General features: G+C 69.6%; 11 protein-coding genes. 9 read left to right on the top strand and 2 right to left on the bottom strand.

Translation table 11 applies throughout. From position 1 onward, the window contains the following. The first annotated feature begins 10 nt into the window (after nt 1-10). From BEI_RS15470 to BEI_RS15430, 9 genes are all read left to right on the top strand, one after another. The gene (locus BEI_RS15470) at nt 11-2,002 is read left to right on the top strand and encodes a heme lyase CcmF/NrfE family subunit (protein WP_097790361.1); all 1,992 of its coding nucleotides are present in this window, start codon (nt 11-13) and stop codon (nt 2,000-2,002) included. Next, a complete protein-coding gene (locus BEI_RS15465; RefSeq protein ID WP_097790360.1) occupies nt 1,999-2,529 on the top strand; it encodes a DsbE family thiol:disulfide interchange protein in 531 nt (176 codons plus the stop codon). The genes BEI_RS15470 and BEI_RS15465 overlap by 4 nt, the downstream gene beginning before the upstream one ends. Beyond that, complete coding sequence (locus BEI_RS15460; RefSeq protein WP_097790359.1) at nt 2,517-2,987, top strand: cytochrome c-type biogenesis protein; 471 nt, start codon at nt 2,517-2,519, stop codon at nt 2,985-2,987. Before BEI_RS15465 ends, BEI_RS15460 begins: the two co-directional genes overlap by 13 nt. Then, on the top strand, nt 2,984-4,216 hold the full coding sequence (gene ccmI / locus BEI_RS15455; protein ID WP_097790358.1) for a c-type cytochrome biogenesis protein CcmI: 1,233 nt from the start codon (nt 2,984-2,986) through the stop codon (nt 4,214-4,216). Before BEI_RS15460 ends, ccmI begins: the two co-directional genes overlap by 4 nt. 3 nt (nt 4,217-4,219) lie before the next feature. Beyond that, entirely contained in the window at nt 4,220-7,714 is a 3,495-nt protein-coding gene (gene smc, locus BEI_RS15450) for a chromosome segregation protein SMC (RefSeq protein WP_097790357.1), read from the top strand. A 225-nt stretch (nt 7,715-7,939) separates the two neighbouring features. Then, complete coding sequence (zipA, locus tag BEI_RS15445) at nt 7,940-9,418, top strand: cell division protein ZipA (protein WP_097790356.1); 1,479 nt, start codon at nt 7,940-7,942, stop codon at nt 9,416-9,418. Between the two features lie 136 nt (nt 9,419-9,554). Then, nucleotides 9,555-11,603, top strand: coding sequence for an NAD-dependent DNA ligase LigA (ligA, locus tag BEI_RS15440; RefSeq protein WP_097790355.1), 2,049 nt, complete (start codon nt 9,555-9,557; stop codon nt 11,601-11,603). Further along, on the top strand, nt 11,600-11,872 hold the full coding sequence (locus BEI_RS15435; protein ID WP_097790354.1) for a YheU family protein: 273 nt from the start codon (nt 11,600-11,602) through the stop codon (nt 11,870-11,872). The genes ligA and BEI_RS15435 overlap by 4 nt, the downstream gene beginning before the upstream one ends. 84 nt (nt 11,873-11,956) lie before the next feature. Continuing rightward, nucleotides 11,957-12,907: an IS481 family transposase gene (locus BEI_RS15430; protein WP_097787822.1), complete on the top strand. Its 951-nt coding sequence runs from the start codon at nt 11,957-11,959 to the stop codon at nt 12,905-12,907. Here the strand turns inward: BEI_RS15430 and BEI_RS15425 are convergent. Next, a complete protein-coding gene (locus BEI_RS15425; protein ID WP_227644501.1) occupies nt 12,904-13,524 on the bottom strand; it encodes an HD domain-containing protein in 621 nt (206 codons plus the stop codon). The two genes, BEI_RS15430 and BEI_RS15425, sit on opposite strands and share 4 nt — an antisense overlap. Before the next feature lie 34 nt (nt 13,525-13,558). Next, the gene (locus tag BEI_RS15420) at nt 13,559-14,662 is read right to left on the bottom strand and encodes a TauD/TfdA family dioxygenase (RefSeq protein WP_193765124.1); all 1,104 of its coding nucleotides are present in this window, start codon (nt 14,660-14,662) and stop codon (nt 13,559-13,561) included. Nucleotides 14,663-14,727: the final 65 nt, after the last annotated feature.

Raw genomic sequence — 14,727 nt, 5'->3', positions numbered from 1 at the left:
CGGAGCCCGCATGCTGATCCCGATGATCCCCGAAATCGGTCACTTCGCCCTGATCGTCGCCCTGCTGATGGCGACGGTGCAGGCGATCCTGCCGCTGGCCGGGACGGCCACGCGCCGGCCGCTGTGGATGGCCTACGCCCGGCCGATGGCCGCCGGCCAGTTCCTGTTCCTGGTGGTCGCCTACGCCTGCCTCACCGCCAGCTTCCTGCTCGACGACTTCAGCGTGGCCACCGTGGCGGACAACTCCAACTCCATGCTCCCCTGGTACTACAAGGCCAGCGCCGTCTGGGGCAACCACGAGGGGTCGGTGCTGCTGTGGAGCCTGATCCTCGGCGCCTGGACCTTCGCCGTCAGCCGCTTCTCCCGGGAGCTGCCCCGGGACATGCTGGCCCGGGTGCTGGGCGTGATGGGGCTGGTCTCCACGGGCTTCCTCGCCTTCGTGCTGATCACCTCCAACCCCTTCGCCCGGCTGCGGCCCAACCCCCCGGCCGATGGCGCGGACCTCAACCCGCTGCTCCAGGACTTCGGCCTGATTATCCATCCGCCGATGCTCTACATGGGGTACGTGGGCTTCTCGGTGGTCTTCGCCTTCGCCATCGCCGCCCTGCTGGGCGGCCGGCTGGATGCCGCCTGGACCCGCTGGGCCCGCCCCTGGACCAACGTCGCCTGGGCCTTCCTCTCGGTGGGCATCGCCCTGGGGAGCTGGTGGGCCTACTACGAGCTGGGCTGGGGCGGCTGGTGGTTCTGGGACCCGGTGGAAAACGCCTCCCTGCTGCCCTGGCTGGCCGGCACCGCCCTGATCCACTCCCTGGCGGTCACCGAGAAGCGCGGCGCCTTCAAGAGCTGGACGGTGCTGCTGGCGATCTCCACCTTCTCGCTGTCGCTGCTGGGCACCTTCCTGGTGCGCTCCGGGGTGCTGACCTCGGTGCATGCCTTCGCCAACGACCCGTCCCGGGGGCTGTTCATCCTGGCGCTGCTCGGCCTCACCGTCGGGGCCTCGCTGCTGCTCTTCGCCCTGCGCGCCCCGCGCGTCAGCCACCAGGTCGGCTTCACCTGGCTGTCCCGGGATGCCCTGCTGCTGATCAACAACATCCTGCTGGTGATCATGACGGTCACCGTGCTGCTGGGCACGGTCTATCCGTTGATCCTGGACGCCCTGGGGCTGGGCAAGATCAGCGTGGGCCCGCCCTACTTCAACGCGCTGTTCGTGCCGCTGACCGTGATCCTCTGCGTCTTCATGGGGCTGGGGCCGCTGGCGCACTGGAAGCGCACCGAGGGCCGTGCCCTGCTGCGTCGGGTCTGGCTCGCCGGGGCCGTCGCCCTGGTCGTCGCCGCCCTGGCGCCGCTGGCCTACGGCGGCGAGTGGAACCTCCAGGTCTCGCTGGGCCTGGCGGCGGCCCTGTGGGTGGTGCTGCCGCTGGTGCGCGACCTCTGGGAGAAGAGCCGCCATCGCGACGGTCGCCTGGCCGGCCTGCGTCGCCTGTCCCTCGCCCACTGGGGCATGGTGGTGGGGCACCTGGGCCTGGCGGTGACCATCGTCGGCGTCACCGTGGTGTCCAACTACGCCGTGGAGCGCAACGTGCGCATGGCGGTGGGCGACACCGCCAGGGTGGCCGGCTACACCTTCACCATGACCGAACTGGGCAGTCGACGCGGGCCCAACTACGTGGCCGACGCGGCCCATATCGAGGTACGCCGCGGCGACGATGCCCGCGCCTTCGTCATGACCCCCGAGAAGCGCCTCTATATCGCCCGGGGCATGCCGATGACCGACGTGGCGCTGCGTCCGGGCCTGTTCCGCGACCTCTACGTGGCGATGGGCGAGGACCTCGAGGACGGCAGCTGGGCCATGCGCATCCAGTACAAGCCCTTCGTTCGCTGGCTGTGGCTGGGCGGGCTGCTGATGGCCGCCGGCGGCATCCTGGCGGTGGTCGATCGCCGCTACCGGCGCGCGGCCACCGCCCGGGACCCGGAACGCCCCGCCCGGGAGGTGACCGCATGAAGCGCCGTCTGCTGTTGCTGTTGCCGCTTCTGGCCTTCCTGGCGCTGGGAGGCTTCCTCTACCAGGGCCTGTCGATGAACCCCTTCGAACGGGACTCGGCGCTGATGGCCGATCCCTTTCCGGCCTTCGAGCTGACCACCCTGGAGGATCCGTCGCGCACCGTGGACGAGTCTTTGCTCCGGGGCGAGGTCACCCTGGTCAACGTCTGGGGGGAGTGGTGCCCGACCTGCAAGCAGGAAATGCCCCAGCTGCTGGACCTCGCCGAGCGGGGCGTGCGCCTGGTGGGGGTGGACTACAAGGACACCCGGGAGAAGGGCCGAGCCTTTCTGGCGGAGTTCGGCAACCCCTTCGAGGTCAACGTCTTCGATCCCGACGGCGACCTGGGGTTCGAGCTCGGCGTCTACGGCGCCCCCGAGACCTTCCTGGTCGACGCGGAGGGCGTGATCCGTTATCACCATACCGGCTACATCAAGCCGGAGGACGTGCGTGAGGTGATCCTGCCGGAGGTGGAAAGATGGCGCGACTGATCCGGCCCCTGCTGGCCATGCTGGTGCTGCTGCCGCTGCTCGCCCAGGCGGGCGGCATCGAGGTGCGCCGGTTCGAGGATCCGGTCCTCGAGCAGCGCTACCAGTCGCTGACCGCCACCCTGCGCTGTCCCAAGTGCCAGAACCAGGCCATCGGCGACTCCGATTCGCCCATCGCCGGCGACATGCGCGACCGGGTCTACCGGCTGCTCCAGGACGGCCGCTCCGACAAGGAGATCCTCGACTTCATGGTGCGTCGTTTCGGCGACTACGTGCTCTACAACCCTCGCCTGGAGGGACGCACCCTGCTGCTCTGGGGGCTGCCCGCGGCCCTGGTGCTGCTCGGCGCCCTGGTGGTGGCCCTCATGGTGCGCGCCCGGCGACGTGCCTCGGCCCGGCGGTTGACCGCCGAGGAGCGCGCCCGGCTGGATGCCCTGATCAACCCTGAGAGGAACGAATGACCCTGCTTTGGCTCGCCTTCGCCATCCTGCTGCTGCCGGCGCTGTGGCTGCTGGTCGCCCCCCTGCGCCGTGCCGCCGTCGTCCGCCGAGCCCAGGCCGATTTCGAGGCCAACGACCGCACCGCCGAGCAGAACGTCGCCGTCTATCGGCGTCGGCTGGCTTCCCTGGAGGCCGCCCGGGACCGCGGCGAGATCGACGCGACGCGCTTCGAGGAGGACCGACTGGAGCTGGAGCGCAGCCTGCTCGACGACACGGCGGCGCAGGCGCGTTCGCCCCTCAAGCCGACCGCCTCGGGCAAGCTCGCGGTGCCGGTGGTGATGGTGGCCCTGGTGGTGGCCAGCGTGTTCTGGTACCGCCTGGAAGGCGCCGAGGGCGACCTGGAGATCCATCGGATCCAGCAGTCGGTCATGAACGATCCGGAGGCCTCATTGCCGGTACTGATCCAGCGCCTCGAGGAGCAGGCCGCCCGCCAGCCCGACAACCCCAACGTCTGGCGCTCGCTGTTCCCCCTCTATCGCGACAGCGGCCGGGCCGCCGAGGCCGATGCGGCCCTGACCCGACTGCTCGAGCTGGAGGGACGCGAGCCCTGGCTGCTGGCCGAGCTGGCCCAGCTGCGCTACTTCGCCGCCGGCCGGGAGCTCACCGAGGACGTCCAGGCGCTGGTCGACGAGGCCCTGGCCGCCGATCCCGGCCAGCCCACGGTCCTCGGCATGCTGGGCATCGAGGCCTTCGAACAGGGCGACTACGAGGTGGCCATCGACCGCTGGCGCCGCGCCATCGCTGGCATGAACGATCCCGACTCCGCCGACGCCCTGCGCGAGGGCATCCGGGTGGCCCAGCAGCGTCTCGGCATCACGCCCGAGTCCGCCGGCGAGGGGCCGGGTATCCGGGTGCGGGTCAGCCTCGACCCGGCCCTGGCCGAGCGCGCGGGCGAGGACGCCACGGTCTTCGTGGTGGCCCGTGACACCGCCGGGGAGCTGCCGCCGCTGGCGGTGGTCCGCACCACCGTGGGCGAGCTGCCGACCACCCTCGTCCTCGACGACGGTGATGCCATGGCCCCCATGGCGCGGCTGTCCCAGGTCGACCAGGCCCGGCTGGTGGTGCGGGTCTCGGTCAGCGGCCAGGCCGAGCCACAGCCCGGCGACCTCTGGGGACGTCGGGAGGCCGTGCCGGTCGGCGAGCCCGAGGAGGAGCCGGTGGAGGTGGTCATCGACAGGGTCGTCGAATAAGCCATGCGCCTGAAGTCGATTCGCCTGGCGGGGTTCAAGTCCTTCGTCGATCCGATCACCGTGCCCTTCGACGGCAACATGACCGCCATCGTCGGGCCCAACGGCTGCGGGAAGTCCAACATCATCGACGCCGTGCGCTGGGTCATGGGGGAATCCTCCGCCAAGACCCTGCGCGGCGAGTCGATGGCCGACGTCATCTTCAATGGCTCCACCGGCCGCAAGCCGGTGGGGCAGGCCTCGATCGAGCTGCACTTCGACAACCGTGACGGCACCATGGGCGGCCCCTATGCCCAGTACGCCGAGATCTCGGTCAAGCGCCAGGTCACCCGGGAAGGGCAGTCCACCTACTTCTTCAACGGCCAGAAGTGCCGCCGCCGGGACATCTCGGATCTCTTCCTCGGTACCGGCCTGGGGCCGCGCTCCTATGCCATCATCGGCCAGGGGATGATCTCGCGGCTGATCGAGTCCCGGCCCGAGGAGCTGCGTGCCACCCTCGAGGAGGCCGCCGGCATCTCCAAGTACAAGGAGCGCCGTCGCGAGACCGAGAACCGCATGCGCCGCACCCAGGAGAACCTGGAGCGCCTGGAGGACATCCGCGAGGAGCTCGACAAGCAGCTCGAGCGCCTCAAGCGCCAGGCCGACGCGGCCCGCCGCTATCAGACCCTCAAGCAGGAGGAATACCGGCTCAAGGGCGAGCTGGCGCTGCTGCGCGGTCGCGCCCTGAAGGCCAGCCAGGAGGAGGAGGAGACTCGCGTCCGCGACCTCGAGACCGCCGTGGAACGCGAGGTGCTGGGACTGCGCCAGTGCGAGACCCGCCTGGAGGAGGCCCGCGCCGAGCACGACCGGCTGGCCACGGAGCTCGAGGGCTATCAGCACCGTTTCCACGAGACCACCACCGCCATCGCCCGTCTCGAGCAGGACCTCGAGCACACCCGCTCCCGGGACCAGCAGCTGGCCCGGGACCTGGAGGCGGCTCGCCGGGAACTCGCCGACATCGAACGGCTCGGCGAGGACGACGGCGAGCGACTCGCCGGCCTCGACGACCGGCTCGAGACCCTGGGGCCCGAACAGGAAGAGGTGGCCGAGCGACTCGCCGAGCTGGAGGCCGCCCTGGAGGAGGCCGAGCCTCTCGCCGAGCAGGCCGACGCCGACTGGGAGGCCTTCGGGGAGACCTGGCAGGCCGACAGTCGGGAGGCCGAGCGCGCCCAGGATCGCCTGCGCGAGCAGGAGGCCCGGCTCGAGCGCATCGAGGCCGACGTCGGCAAGCGTCGCCAGCAGCGCGAGGAACTGCCCGACATCGCCGGCCTCCAGGCCCAGCGCGACGAGGTCGCCGAACGCCTCGCGGAACTGGACGAGCGCCTGGCGGAGAGCGAGGCGCGACGCGAGCAGTGGCAGGTCGGCCGCGATGCCGCACGCGAGGCCGTTCGCGAGGCCGAGGTGGCCCGCGAGGCCGACCGGCAGCGGCGCAGCACCCTCCAGGGCGAGCTGGCCTCGCTGGAGGCGCTGATCCAGGCGGCCCTGGCCGATCACGACGAGAGCCTGGACGATCACCTGGCCGAGCAGGGCCTCGGCGAGGCCCCGCGGCTCGGCGAGTGCCTCGAGGTGGAGGCCGGCTGGGAGGAGGTCGTCTCCTGGGTGCTGGCGCCCTGGCTGCGCGCCCGCCTCGCCCCCCTGGCCGATGGCGCGCGACTGCTGGCGCCGGCCCTGGCGCCCGAGCTGGGCCTGCTGGAGGCCGACGAGCGCGAGTCGCCGCTCGACAGCCTGGCCGCCAAGGTCTCGGGCGCCGGCGCCGCCGCCCAGTGGCTCGCCGGGGTGCGCTGCGTGGCGAGCCGCGAGCAGGCCTGGGCCGAGCGCGAGTCCCTGACCGCCGGGGAGAGCCTGATCACCGCCTGCGGTCTCTGGGTCGGCGACGGCTGGGCGCGACACCGGGGCCAGGACGAGGGCCCCGACGCCCTGCTGGTGAGCCGCCGCCGGGAGGCGGAGGTGCGAGAGGAACTCGGTGCCGTGGAAGCCCGCCTCGAGGAGCAGGAGGCACGGCTGGCCGAGGCGGCCGAACGCGTCGAGCGGGCCGAGCAAGGCCTGGAGACGGTGCGCCTGGAAGAGCGCGACCTGGAGCAGCAGCGCCAGCAGCTGGCGGTCCAGGACAGCGGCCTGGCCAGTCGTCTCGAGCATCTCCAGGGGCGGGCCGGGGAGCTCGCCGAGGAACTCGAGGGGCTGGCCGAGTCCGCCGAGGAGACCCGGCTGGCCATCGAGCAGACCCGCGAGCACTGGCAGGCCGCCATGGCCCGGCTGGAGGAGGGCGCCGAGACCCGCGAGCGCCTGGAGCGGGCTCGGCAGGAGGCCCGGGAGCGGCTGACCCAGCTGCGCAGCCAGCAACGGCCCCTGGCCGAGCAGGCCCAGCGCCTGGCCCTGGAACACCAGCGCCTGACCACCGAGCGGGCCGGCCTGGCCGAGCAGCAGGGGCGTTCCGGCGAGGCCCGCGAGCGTCTCGCACAGCGCTGCGCCGAGCTCGAGGAGGCCCGCGAGGCCCTGCAGGAACCCGACGAGGAACGCCGCGATCGCCTGGAGGAGCTGCTGCATCGTCGCGAGCGCGAGGAGCGTGAGCTGAACGAGGCGCGCTCCCGGGCCGCCGGCCTGGTGGAGCGGCTGCGCGAGGACGAGCAGGCCCGCCAGGCCCACGAGCGCCAGCTCGAGGGCATCCGCGAGCGCCTCCAGGAGGCGCGCATGCAGGTCCAGGCCCTGGCGCTCAAGGCCGAGACCCAGGACGAGCAGCTCCGGGAACTGGGCCACGACGCGGGCGCCCTGGCCGAGGGGCTGGATCCCAATGCCACCGAGTCGGCCTGGGAGACCCGTCTCGAGGAGGTCGGCGAGCGCATCCGCCGGCTGGGCGCCATCAACCTGGCGGCCATCGAGGAATACGACCAGCAGGCCGAGCGGCGCGACTACCTGGAGGCCCAGCACGCCGAACTGACCGAGGCCCTGGAGACGCTCGACCGGGCGATCCGTCGTATCGACCAGGAAACCCGCACCCGATTCCGCGACACCTTCGAGCGAGTGAACGCCGGCCTGCAGACGCTTTTTCCCAAGGTCTTCGGCGGCGGGACCGCATGGTTGACGCTGACCGGCGACGATTTGCTCGAGACCGGGGTGGCCATCATGGCGCGTCCACCCGGCAAGAAGAACAGCACCATTCACCTCCTCTCGGGAGGGGAGAAGGCGTTGACCGCGCTGTCGATGGTGTTCGCGATCTTCCAGCTCAATCCGGCCCCCTTCTGCATGCTCGACGAGGTGGATGCGCCCCTGGATGATGCCAATGTGGGACGCTATGCCAAGCTCGTGAAGGAGATGTCGGACTCGGTCCAGTTCATCTACATCACCCACAACAAGATCGCCATGGAGGCCTCGGAAAGGCTCATGGGGGTCACCATGCAGGAGCCCGGGGTGTCACGCCTGGTGGCGGTGGGCGTCGAGGAAGCGGCGGCGCTGGCCGAGGCCTGAAAGGCTTGAACGCGGGGGGGAAAAGGAGTAACAAGGAATACCATGATGATGCATTGCAAGGACGCACAGGGTTTCACGCAGGGCGATTGCGCAGGGCCGGTCGAGCCTCGTTGAATTTTTATCGGGCTTGACAAGTAAAAATCTGGTCCTTTTTTGGGCAATCGCGCTATGCTGATGTCGAACAACCATCAGGCATGGCGCCTTAGCATGAAGGCATGACGACCCATGGAACTTAGAGAGTGGCTGATCATTCTGGGGCTGGCGCTGGTGACCTTGATCGTCATCGACGGTGTGCGTCGCCTGCAGCGCCAGCGCCGTGTTCCGCGCCTCGACCAGGCCGAACACGACGCCTCGGGCCCCGTCCAGGACCCCGAAGAGGCGGCCCGCGAGGCCGAAATCAACTGGGAACTGCCCAATGGAGGGGCGCGAGTCGTCAGGCCCGCGGAAGACGGGGGCGTGACCCCCAAGCCCAAGCTCCAGCGCCAGGACCATCCCGGCCCCTCGAGGGTATTGTCCGAATTCCGTCGCCAGCACGTCGAGCCGACACCGGTCGAGCCGGCCCCGACTCCCGCCCGGCAAGAGGACAAGGCGGCCCCGGCGCCGGCTGCCTCCGCGCCCGAGGAGGAGGCCGAGACGGTATCGCACCCACCGGCCGACGAACGCGAGTCCCCGAATCGAGGCCAGGCGGAAGCCGAGCGTCGTGAACCGGCGCTCGATGCGTCCGACGAGGCCGCCCCCCGAGACGATGCGGCCAAGCCGGAGCCCCTGGTCGCCGATCCGGCGGATCACGACGGCTACGACGAGCAGGACTATCGCCTGGTCGACCTGGAAGGCATGGGGGACTCGCTCAAGAGCGGATCCCGACGCGTCGGATCCTCGGTCCAGAAGCTCGGCGCCTCCCTGCAGAAGAGCCTCGCCGAGCGTCGCGACCAGAAGCGTGCCCGGCGCGAGCAGGAGCAGGCCGAGAAGGCCCGGCGCGAAGAAGCGGCGCGCCAGCGAGAGGAAGCGGCGGCCGCGGAGCGCCGCCTGGCCGAGGACCAGGCCCGCGAGGCATCCCGCGCGCGCCAGGAAGCCGCCATCGACGCCGACGACCCCTTGTTCACGCCCTCGCGGCGGACGGTCGCGCCGGATCCCGAGACCGCCGCCTCCCCCGAGGCCGACGCCCGTGACGACGACGAGGTCGTGCGGACGCACCCCGTGCTCGAGAAGGCCCTGCGCCATGACGTCGACGCCGGCCATGCCCGCGATACCCTGAGCGAGGCCGAGGAACTCATCGTCATCAGCGTCATGTCCCGCGAGGAGGAGGGCTTCTCCGGTACCGCCCTGCTGGACCTGATGCTGGCCTGCGGCCTGCGCTATGGTCGCGACATGGGCATCTTCCACCGCTTCGAGACCGAAGACCCGGAGAGCCGCCTGCAGTTCTCCATGGTCAACGTGGTCAAGCCCGGGACCTTCCCCATCGAGGCCATGGACGACTTCCGCACCCCGGGCATCACCCTGCTGATGCCGCTGCCGGGCGCCGAGGACACCGCCGCGGCATTCGAGGCCATGGTCGAGACCGCCATGGTCATCGTGCGGCATCTGGGCGGCGAGCTGAAGGACGAGAACATGAGCGTCATGACCGCCCAGACCGTGGAGTTCGCCCGCCAGCGTGTCCAGGAGTTCGAGCGCCGGCACAGGCTCCACCGCTATCAGGTAAACTAAAGCCGGAAGCGAGAAGCCGGAAGCTGGAAGACAACCCCCGTGGGCTCACCCCACGGGGGTTGCTGCTTTGGTAAGCTAGGCGATCATGCCGGCTTCGAGCTTCGACGCCTTCGCTTTAGATCGAGACACGGAAGACATGACCCAGCCCGATCAGGATACCCGTGACGAGGCGGCGCGCCTGCGCGCCGAACTCGAGGACGCCAACTACCGCTACTACGTGCTGGACGCGCCACGCATGACCGACGCCGACTACGACCGTCGGCTGCGCCGCCTGCAGGAGATCGAGGCAGAATACCCCGAGCTCGTGACGCCGGACTCGCCCACCCAGCGGGTGGGGGCCGCCCCCGCCGAGGGATTCCCCGAGGTGGAACATGCGGTGCCCATGCTGTCGCTGGACAACGCCTTCGACGAGGAGGAGCTGTCGGCCTTCGTGCGGCGGGTGGCCGAGCGGCTGGAGGCCGATCCCGAGGGCATCGCCTTCTGCTGCGAACCCAAGCTCGACGGGGCCGCCGTCTCCCTGGTCTACGAGCACGGCGAGCTGACCACCGGGGTCACCCGCGGCGACGGCCGGACCGGCGAGGGCATCACCTCCAACCTGCGGACCCTGCGCTCCATCCCCCTGAAGCTGCGAGGGAATCGTCCTCCCGAACTGCTCGAGGTGCGCGGCGAGGTGATCATGAGTCACGAGGGCTTCGAGGACCTGAACGAGCGGGCCCGGGAGGAGGGCAGCAAGGTCTTCGCTAACCCCCGCAACGCCGCCGCCGGCAGCCTGCGCCAGCTCGACCCGCGCATCACCGCCCGGCGGCCCCTGGAGTTCAGCGCCTACCAGGTGGCGCGCATCGAGCCCGACGCCGGTGACGCCAGCCACAGCGAACTGATGGCGCGGCTCGCCGACCTCGGCTTCCGCAGCAGCCGCGAGCTCGAGGTGGTCGAGGGCGCCCGGGGCGTGATCGACTACTGCCGGCGGCTCGGCGAGAAGCGCGATGGCCTCGGCTACGACATCGACGGCGTGGTGATCAAGGTCGACGACCTGCGCCGGCAGCGCGAGCTGGGCTTCGTGGCCCGGGCGCCGCGCTGGGCCATCGCCTTCAAGTTCCCGGCCCAGGAGCAGACCACCCGGCTCAACGACGTGGAATTCCAGGTGGGCCGCACCGGCGCCATCACCCCGGTGGCCCGCCTCGAGCCGGTGTCGGTGGCCGGGGTCACCGTCTCCAACGCCACCCTGCACAACGCCGACGAGATCGCCCGGCTGGGCGTGATGATCGGCGATACCGTGGCCATCCGCCGGGCCGGCGACGTCATCCCCCAGGTGGTGCGCGTCCAGCGGGAGGATCGCCCCGACGATGCCCGGGAGATCGTCTTTCCGGAGCGCTGTCCGGTGTGCGACTCCCAGATCGAGCGCCTGGAGGGCGAGGCCGTGGCGCGCTGCTCCGGGGGCCTCTACTGCGCCGCCCAGCGCAAGGAGGCCCTGAAGCACTTCGCCTCGCGTCGGGCTCTCGACATCGATGGCCTGGGCGAGAAACTGATCGACCAGCTGGTGGAGCGCGACTGGGTGAAGTCGCCGGCGGATCTCTTCGGCCTGGCCGCCGAGGACCTGGCCGAACTCCCGCGCATGGGCCAGAAATCCTCCGAGAACCTGGTGGCGGCGCTGGAGAAGGCCAAGGCCACCACCCTGCCACGCTTCATCTTCGCCCTGGGCATTCGCGAGGTCGGCGAGGCCACCGCCGCCAACCTGGCGCGGCATTTCGGCAGCCTGGAGGCGCTGATGGCCGCCGATCGCGAGGCCCTGGAGGCGGTGGAGGACGTGGGCCCCATCGTCGCCGCCCATGTGCACACCTTCTTCCGGCAGCCCCATAACCGCGAGACCATCCAGGCCCTGATCGACGCCGGGGTGCACTGGGAGGAGACCGAGGTGGAAGCCGGGCCGACGCCGCTGGAGGGCCAGACCTGGGTGCTCACCGGTACCCTCGACACCATGACCCGGGACGAGGGCAAGGCCCGGCTCCAGGCGCTGGGCGCCAAGGTGTCGGGCAGCGTGTCGAAGAAGACCGCCTGCCTGGTGGCCGGGGAGGCCGCCGGCAGCAAGCTGACCAAGGCCGAGCAGCTCGGCGTGGAGGTGATCGACGAGGCCACCTTCCTCGAGCGGCTGGCCGCCTGGGAGAACGGCGAGGAGATCGGCGCATGAGCGGCGACCGCTTTATCGAGGTGCCCTACCGGATGCTGCCGGCAGACACCCTGGACGGCCTGCTCGAGGCCTTCGTCACCCGCCAGGGCTATGATACCACCGACACCGGCGCCGGCATGGCGGGGTGGGTCGCCGAGCTGAAGCGCCAGCTGGAGCGGGGCGAGCTGATCATCGCCCACGACCTGCGCACCGAGACCACCGAGGTGATGACCCTGGCCCAATGGCGGGCCTTCGGCCGTGACCTGGCCGACGACGAGGAAGAGGGCTAGCTGTGATCTCTCGGTAGGTTGTTCATCCGGAACCTACCCGGAAGACTGGAGATGCGAACCAACCAATCGCTCCAGGAGGTCCGGATGAACACTCACCAGAATGCCCGTCTTACCCCACATGGTCGAGCCCTGCTGGCACGTCGTGTCATCGATGAAGGGATACGGCCAAGGGAAGTGGCTCAAGCTCAGGGCGTCAGTGTGAGAACGGTCTACAAGTGGGTCCGCCGGTTCCGCGAAGAAGGCCTCCCGGGGCTTCAAGACCGCTCGTCGCGCCCGGGGCGGAGCCCTTGTGCCACCGATGCCGCCACCGTGGAGCAGGTCATCGAACGTCGTCAGCAGCGTCAGACCTATCGCCAGATCGCCCGGGCGCTGGGCATCGGGCAGAGCACGGTGGCGCGGATCCTCAAGCGCAAGGGGCTGAACCGGCTGGCCTTGCTGTCACCGGCAAGGCCTGATAACCGCTATGAACATGACGCGCCAGGGGATCTCCTGCACTTGGATATCAAGAAGTTGGGACGTTTCGAACGCCCGGGCCATCGGGTGACGGGCGATCGCCAGCAGAACACGCCCGGCGCGGGGTGGGAGTATGTCCATATCGCTATCGACGATCACTCACGGGTGGCCTTCGGCACCCTCTATCCCAATGAAACCGGTTGGAGCGCGTGTTACGCGCTGCTGGACGCGATGCGTTATTACCGGCGGCTCGGGGTTCGCTTCGCCCGTGTCCTGACCGACAACGGCGCCTGTTACAAATCCAAGGCATTCCAGCGCCTGTGCCGGCGCCTGGGGCTAACGCACAAGCGCACTCGCCCTTATACCCCACGCACCAATGGCAAGGCAGAGCGGTTTATTCAAACCGCCCTTCGCGAATGGGCCTATGCGCGGTCCTACGAGAGCTCGGAGCAGCGCCGGCAACATCTGCCGGCCTGGCTGCACCAGTACAACTGGCATCGGCCGCATGCCAGTTTGGATTACTGCTCTCCGGTTCACCGGTTAGGCCTTTCCGTGAACAACCTGGTGGGTTTACACAGCTAGCCCCCCTTCGGGCGATCAGGCGTGCTCGTCGGGGCCTCGCCGATGATCCCGGGATCGAAGGGCGGACGGGAGAAGATGCGCCGCACCATTGGCGCGAAATGCTCGAGGGGCCGGGTGGGGTAGTCAGGGTCGAAGGAGGCCTGGTCCCAGCGCTCGCAGAAGTCCACGCAGTCCTGATACCAGGGATGATCCCGATACCGGTCGCGCTCCAGCGGATCACCGCCGAAGTGGTGGATATAGTAGTAGTTCTGGAACAGGCCATGGTGTTCGATCACCCAGGCGACCCGGGCGCTGACATAGGGGCGGATGATCGAGGCGGCATACTGGGAATGGTTGTGCGGCGCCAGGTCGTCGCCCAGGTCGTGGATCAGCGCCGCGACGATCATCTCCTCCTCCTCGCCATCGTCCTCGGCACGGCTGGCGGACTGCAGCACATGCTCGAGACGCGAGACCCGATACCCGCTCAGGGTGTGCTCCAGTCCCCGCAGGGCGGCGAGGATGCGCTCGGGGAGCCCCTCGACGTAGGCCTCCTCCAGCCGTCCCAGCAGTTGGTAGTCCTCTCGGGTGCCGTCCTTCATGCGGGTGAAGCTCACCCGTGGGGTGTCGTCGTTGGCCATCGCGGATGGTCTCCTGTAAAGCGGTGCAAGGGGATCAAGGGGTCAGGGCGCGATACCGCCCGGCAGGGCCGTCCCGGTCGATGTAGCAGCCCTGCAGGTGGCGCAGCCCCTCGTTCGGATCGTAGGCGGTGCGTCCATGCAGCACGCGGTTGTTGTCGAACATCATCAGCTCGCCTTCGCGCAGCGCGAAGGCGATCCGGTAGCTCGGGTCGGCGAACAGCTCGCCGAGGCGGCGGCGGGCGCGATGAAACGCCCGGATGCGGGCCTCGTCCATCAGTGGCAGGGCGTCCAGCCGGGGGCTGTAGTGCACGCCCGTCAGGCGACCCCTTGCATCAAGGTGAATCATGGGGCGGCGCTCGATGAGCTCTACCTCATCGTCGACGAAGCGGAAGCGGACGGGGGTGCTGGCCAGCAGGCGGTAGCCCTCGGGATCCTCGGCCCGCAGCCGCTCGGCGACGGTGAGGCTGTCGACCAGGGTGGAGAGGCCGCCGGACGTTTCATTGCGCAGGCAGTGCAGCAGCTGGATGCCCGGCACCGGATTCCGGTAGGGATTGTCGGTATGCGGGGCCAGGGGCACCGGTCGATAGGCCAGGTCGTTGGACCCGGGACGAGAGAGGACCTCGAAGTACCGGCCGAAGTTGGTCGAGCGCACCCGGCCATAGGTCTCGCCGACCTCGACGAGGGTGCCGCCCGTCGTGGGAACCTTCTCGAGGACGAGTACCCCGTAGCGAAGAAAGGCCTCGAGGGAGGCCTGAAAGCGATCTGGATCCCCCATCCGCTCCCAGTCGAAGGTGAAGGCCGTGCGATCGACGCCGGCATCCCAGGGGAGTGGCGTCGGTAGTCCGTCGTCGGGGTCGAACTCGGCGGCCAGGCGCGTGAAGTCATAGTCTCCTCGATGGCCGTCGCTGAACGACAACCGGGCACGCCCCTCGTCCAGGGGCTCGGCGGCGATCAGCCCCAGGTCCTCCTCGAGGGCATGAGGATTGAACAGACGCTGTTGGGTCACCGCATCCAGGCTCTCGGCATCCTGGCAACGTTCGCGCAGCCACAGGGCGGGTAGCTCGATTCGCCGTCCGGCATCGACCACGAAGACCCGGGGGGGATGGGCCTGGACCTGGAAGCTCGGGTTCGACATCATGCTGGCTCTCGCTCGGGAAGATGGGATGAACACCAGTCTAGGGATGGCCACGACGACGGGAAGGA

It is taken from the genome of Halomonas beimenensis (genome assembly GCF_002549795.1).
GTDB classification, from domain to species: domain Bacteria; phylum Pseudomonadota; class Gammaproteobacteria; order Pseudomonadales; family Halomonadaceae; genus Halomonas; species Halomonas beimenensis.
The sequence above is the reverse complement of the archived record's forward strand: the minus strand, read 5'-3'. Positions and strand labels throughout refer to the sequence as shown.

What these genes read in the sequence shown, in the direction of transcription:
- ccmI (WP_097790358.1), top strand. Translation starts at nt 2,984, where the DNA reads ATGACCCTGCTTTGGCTCGCCTTCGCCATCCTGCTGCTGCCGGCGCTG.
- smc (WP_097790357.1), top strand. Translation starts at nt 4,220, where the DNA reads ATGCGCCTGAAGTCGATTCGCCTGGCGGGGTTCAAGTCCTTCGTCGAT.
- BEI_RS15430 (WP_097787822.1), top strand. Translation starts at nt 11,957, where the DNA reads ATGAACACTCACCAGAATGCCCGTCTTACCCCACATGGTCGAGCCCTG.
- BEI_RS15465 (WP_097790360.1), top strand. Translation starts at nt 1,999, where the DNA reads ATGAAGCGCCGTCTGCTGTTGCTGTTGCCGCTTCTGGCCTTCCTGGCG.
- BEI_RS15460 (WP_097790359.1), top strand. Translation starts at nt 2,517, where the DNA reads ATGGCGCGACTGATCCGGCCCCTGCTGGCCATGCTGGTGCTGCTGCCG.
- BEI_RS15420 (WP_193765124.1), bottom strand. Translation starts at nt 14,662, where the DNA reads ATGATGTCGAACCCGAGCTTCCAGGTCCAGGCCCATCCCCCCCGGGTC.
- BEI_RS15470 (WP_097790361.1), top strand. Translation starts at nt 11, where the DNA reads ATGCTGATCCCGATGATCCCCGAAATCGGTCACTTCGCCCTGATCGTC.
- zipA (WP_097790356.1), top strand. Translation starts at nt 7,940, where the DNA reads ATGGAACTTAGAGAGTGGCTGATCATTCTGGGGCTGGCGCTGGTGACC.
- BEI_RS15425 (WP_227644501.1), bottom strand. Translation starts at nt 13,524, where the DNA reads ATGGCCAACGACGACACCCCACGGGTGAGCTTCACCCGCATGAAGGAC.
- BEI_RS15435 (WP_097790354.1), top strand. Translation starts at nt 11,600, where the DNA reads ATGAGCGGCGACCGCTTTATCGAGGTGCCCTACCGGATGCTGCCGGCA.
- ligA (WP_097790355.1), top strand. Translation starts at nt 9,555, where the DNA reads ATGACCCAGCCCGATCAGGATACCCGTGACGAGGCGGCGCGCCTGCGC.